The organism is Thiohalocapsa sp., assembly GCF_019695415.1.
In the GTDB taxonomy this organism is placed as follows: domain Bacteria; phylum Pseudomonadota; class Gammaproteobacteria; order Chromatiales; family Chromatiaceae; genus Thiohalocapsa.
The window spans coordinates 1-4437 of record NZ_JAIFKJ010000118.1; the positions used below are offsets into that span (position 1 = coordinate 1).

The following is a 4437-nucleotide window of genomic DNA, read 5'->3' on the forward strand; positions in this document are numbered from 1 at the left end:
TGTGCAGACATTGGGCGGTTTCCCGGCTCCTTCATTTTCAGCGACTTACGTCGCCATGTTTCCGGTTTTTGACGTCACATCCAGCGCGCGACTCTCGTGCTGCCTGAGCGCCGGGCTGGACCCTCGGGGCAGCTTGGAGTTCCTATCCGTCTAAGCCGCTCGCCGTTGGCGTAACGCTCGGCGTCGCCGTCAGACGCCCGACGCGTCGGGAAGCAAGCCGGCCGCCAGGTTCGCCAGCCCGCCGGCCTCGATGGCCCTGCGCAGCCGGCGCATCAGTGCTTGATAGAAGCTGAGGTTGTGGATGGTGTTGAGCCGGGCACCCAGGATCTCGTTGCACTTGTCCAGGTGATGCAGGTAGGCGCGGCTGTAGTTGCGGCAGGTATAGCAGCTGCAGGCCGGGTCCAGCGGCCCCGTGTCGCTCTTGTGGGCGGCGTTCCTGATGCGCACCGTGCCCTGACTGGTGAACAGATAGCCATTGCGCGCGTGGCGCGTTGGCATCACGCAGTCGAACATGTCGATGCCGCGCTGGACGGCCTTGACGATGTCCGCCGGTGTGCCGACGCCCATCAGATAGCGCGGCTTGTCCGCAGGCAGCTGGTCCGCCAGGTGGTCCAGCACCCTGAGCCGGTCCAGCTCCGGCTCCCCCACGGAGAGCCCCCCCACCGCGTAGCCATCGAAGCCGATGTTGACGAGCCCGTCCAAGGAGCGGCTGCGAAGCTCAGGGTACATGCCGCCCTGGACGATGCCGAACAGCGCGGACGGGTTCTCGCCATGCGCGGCCTTGCTGCGGGCGGCCCAGCGCAGGGAGAGCTCCATGGAGGTGCGCGCGGTGTCTGTATCCGCCGGGTACGGCGTGCACTCGTCGAAGATCATGACAATGTCCGACCCGAGCGCACGTTGCACGGCCATGGACTCCTCGGGCCCCATGAACACAGGGCTTCCGTCCACCGGCGAGCGGAACTGGACGCCGTGCTCGGTGATCTTGCGCAGATCCCCCAGGCTGTAGACCTGAAAGCCGCCGGAATCGGTCAGGATGGGCCGCCGCCAGTGCATGAAGGCGTGCAGGCCGCCATGGGCCTCGATGACGGCGGTACCCGGCCGGCCCATCAGGTGAAAGGTGTTGCCGAGGACGATCTCCGCGCCCAGACCTTCGAGCTCCTCCGGCGTCATGCCCTTGACGGTGCCATAGGTGCCCACCGGCATGAAGGCGGGCGTCTCCACGGTGCCGCGGGGGAAGGTGAGGCGGCCGCGGCGGGCAGCACCGTCGGTGGCAAGGAGCTCAAACTGCATCACTGAGCCCGCGGTCTGCGGTCTGCAACTGCGCCGCATCGAGCCACTGGGCCAGCCCGTGCAGATCCTCCACGGCGAGCAGCGGCGGCGGCAGGTGATCGGGCCAGGGTTGGTTGTCACGGTTGACCCAGACAGGTGCGATGCCGAGCTGCCTGGCGGCCTCTACGTCCCGCAGCGGGTCGTCGCCGACGTGCAGGGTCTCGGCAGGGCTGACTCCCGCCCAGTCCATGGCGAGCCGGAACATGGCTGGGTCCGGCTTCGCGGCGCCCGCCTCTGCCGCGGTGACTGCGCGATGGAAGGCATCCCGCAGCGGCGTCTCGTGAACCTCCGCATTGCCATTGGTGACTGCCACCAGGCGATGGCGCCGGCGCAGCCGGGCGAGCACCGGAGCCACGTCGTCGTACGGCTCTACACAGTTGCGGTGGCGGCGGAACAGATCCATGGCGGCATCAGCGAGTGCCATGTCATATCCCCCCTCTGCCAGCAGCCTTTGCAGCGACAGGTGCCGCACGGCAGTGACGTCATGTGCGATGTCCGGCCGCTCCGACATCAAGGCCCGGCGATGCGCACGCAGCGCTTCGGCGTCGAAACGCGCCATGAGGCGCGGCGTCCGCGCCGCAAGCCAGGCGTGGAGCGCGTCCTCCGCGGCCTGGATCACAGGGGCGCAGGGCCAAACGGTGTCGTCGAGGTCGATGGTGATGAGCCGTACCTGGGCCGGCACAGGAAGAGCATCTGCCTCAGATCCAGCTCGGGCATGGGGCGCAACTGGCTGGCGGGCAGCCGCAAAGGTAGAGCGTGGCATCGCTTCGCCTGTTCTTGGTAAGCCGGAGACGGCGCCCAATTCTGCACCCGAGTGCAGGTCGGCGAAACCGAGACCGGACATGCGCCGACCCATGTCCGACTCCCTGCAGGCCTGCAGCAAACCAGCGGAGAACGTCATGTTCATGTTTCGAAAGAAGACCGAAATGCCGAGCGCCGACGCTGCGCTGCCCGGCCGCGACACGCCGATGCCGGTAACCAACCGTCATTACGTCAATGGCCACCCCATCCAACCCCCGTTTCCGGCGGCCATGCGGCTCGCAATGTTCGGCATGGGCTGTTTCTGGGGTGCGGAGCGTCTGTTCTGGGAGCTGCCCGGCGTCTACAGCACGGCTGTGGGCTACGCCGGCGGCCACACGCCGAATCCAACCTATGACGAGGTCTGCTCGGGCATGACTGGCCACAACGAGGTGGTACGCGTTGTCTACGACCCGGACGCCATCGACTACGAGCGCCTGCTGGCCGCCTTCTGGGAGGGCCACGACCCCACCCAGGGGATGCGTCAAGGCAATGACGTCGGCACTCAGTACCGCTCTGGCATCTATTGTGCGGACGACGAGCAGCTCGCCAGCGCCCGCGGCAGTCTCGCGCGCTACCAGCAAGCCCTGGCCGCGACGGGACGCAGCGCGGCCATCACAACAGAGATCTTGCCGGCGCCCGCCTTCTACTATGCCGAGGACTACCACCAACAGTACCTGGCAAAGAACCCGGGCGGCTACTGCGGCCATGGGGGCTGCGGTGTCCCCTATCCCGCCGCCGCGTAGTGCGGTGTTGCGCGGCGACAAGCATCAGCCGCAAGCGGCCCGCTGTTGCTCTGGCACCATTGCAGAATCGCAATATATACCGGGCAGGGTATGGACGTTGCCGTCTCGCCCTTCGTCAAAGCCTGGGCAGTTCAGAGCCGGTGTCGGTTTTGGGCTGACAGCAACGTCTCAAAAAGGCTGGGATGGGGTTGACAGCTCCATCGGTATTTAAGAAACTGTTGATGTACTGAAGATTTGCAGTTCTTCAGTGCACTCCTCCATCCTCCTTTGGTGGTAATCTTATAGCGCGGCGCCAGCCGCGCTTTTTTTTGCCCGCTCAGAACGTTACGCGCTCGAGTGTTGGGCGCTGCGGCTGCGCAGGCCGCAAGCGGTAGGCTTCCAGCCAGCTCCTCAGACGCGGTGACGCGCCCCTCGGGTCAGGAACATCGCATCGCCGTAAGAGAAAAAGCGATAGCGCGCCGCCACGGCATGCCGATAGGCGGCCATCACCGATTCATAGCCGGCGAAGGCGCAGACCAGCATCAGCAGCGTCGACTCGGGCAGGTGGAAGTTCGTGAGCATGGCGTCGATGACGCGGAAGCGATAGCCGGGCCGAATGAAGAGCCGGCTGTCACCGCAGAAGGGCTTGAGCTCACCGGTTGCCGCGGCGGTCTCGAGACTGCGGACCGTGGTGGTGCCCACCGCCACGACGCGGCCGCCACGGGCGCGCGCATCCGCCACCTGGGCGCAGACTTCCTCGTTTACCTCCAACCATTCCGCGTGCATCCGGTGCTTGTCGAGGTCGTCCTCGCGCACCGGCTGAAAGGTGCCGGCGCCCACGTGCAGCGTCACATGGGCAATTGCGACCCCCATGGCCTGCAGCCGCTCGAGCATCACCGCATCGAAGTGCAGTCCCGCTGTGGGCGCAGCCACCGCGCCGTGTCTACGTCCGTAGACGGTTTGGTAGCGCTCGCGGTCGACGGCGTCATCCGGGCGGTCGATGTACGGCGGCAGCGGCGTATGGCCATGACGGCTCATGAGATCGGCGAAATCGGTGGAAGCGCTCTCCAGTACGAAGAAATCGTCTTCTCGCCCGATTACGGTCAAACGCGCGCCATCGGCCAGCAGCAGCTGCGTACCCGGCCGCGGCGACTTGCTCGCTCGCACCTGGGCAGTGACGCGCCGGGGTGCCACCAACCGCTCGACCAGGATCTCCGCCTGCCCACCCGTCTCCTTCTGTGCGAAGAGCCGAGCCGGCAGGACCCGGGTGTCGTTAAACACCAGCAGGTCCTTTGCGTCCAGCAGCGTTGGTAGGTCCGCGAACATGCGATCCCGATACTCGCCGCTCGCACCGTCCAGTACCAGGAGCCTGCTCGCACTGCGCTCGGCCAGCGGGCGCTGGGCGATGAGCGCTGCAGGCAGGTCGAATCGGAAGTCACTGCGTTGCATAGGGGAGTTCCGCAGCAAAGTGCGTTCGGGTTATGATTATTGATTAACTGCCGGGGTGGCGGAATTGGTAGACGCAGTGGACTCAAAATCCACCGGTGGCAACACCTTACGAGTTCGAGTCTCGTCCCCGGTACCA

General features: G+C 65.9%; 4 protein-coding genes and 1 tRNA gene. 2 read left to right on the forward strand and 3 right to left on the reverse strand.

The genetic code is table 11. The features are described from left to right. Window positions 1–189: 189 nt before the first annotated feature. Both tgt and I6U14_RS02830 read right to left on the reverse strand, forming a co-directional pair. Window positions 190–1290: a tRNA guanosine(34) transglycosylase Tgt gene (tgt, locus tag I6U14_RS02825; RefSeq protein ID WP_296896725.1), complete on the reverse strand. Its 1101-nt coding sequence runs from the start codon at window positions 1288–1290 to the stop codon at window positions 190–192. Continuing rightward, window positions 1280–2011 carry an HAD family hydrolase gene (locus I6U14_RS02830; RefSeq protein ID WP_296896726.1) on the reverse strand — a complete coding sequence of 244 codons (732 nt, stop codon included), beginning with the start codon at window positions 2009–2011 and terminating at the stop codon, window positions 1280–1282. The genes tgt and I6U14_RS02830 overlap by 11 nt, the downstream gene beginning before the upstream one ends. 217 nt (window positions 2012–2228) lie before the next feature. On the opposite strand from I6U14_RS02830, the gene msrA reads away from it, so the two are divergent. After that, complete coding sequence (gene msrA, locus I6U14_RS02835; protein ID WP_296896727.1) at window positions 2229–2873, forward strand: peptide-methionine (S)-S-oxide reductase MsrA; 645 nt, start codon at window positions 2229–2231, stop codon at window positions 2871–2873. A 390-nt stretch (window positions 2874–3263) separates the two neighbouring features. Here the strand turns inward: msrA and queA are convergent, their stop codons facing one another. Next, complete coding sequence (queA, locus tag I6U14_RS02840) at window positions 3264–4301, reverse strand: tRNA preQ1(34) S-adenosylmethionine ribosyltransferase-isomerase QueA (protein ID WP_296896728.1); 1038 nt, start codon at window positions 4299–4301, stop codon at window positions 3264–3266. A gap of 49 nt (window positions 4302–4350) precedes the next feature. Between queA and I6U14_RS02845 the strand changes: the two genes are divergently transcribed. After that, window positions 4351–4437 (forward strand) — tRNA-Leu (locus tag I6U14_RS02845).

Coding starts and splice junctions, on each gene's coding strand:
- tgt (WP_296896725.1), bottom strand. CDS start 1,290: ATGCAGTTTGAGCTCCTTGCCACCGACGGTGCTGCCCGCCGCGGCCGC.
- msrA (WP_296896727.1), top strand. CDS start 2,229: ATGTTCATGTTTCGAAAGAAGACCGAAATGCCGAGCGCCGACGCTGCG.
- queA (WP_296896728.1), bottom strand. CDS start 4,301: ATGCAACGCAGTGACTTCCGATTCGACCTGCCTGCAGCGCTCATCGCC.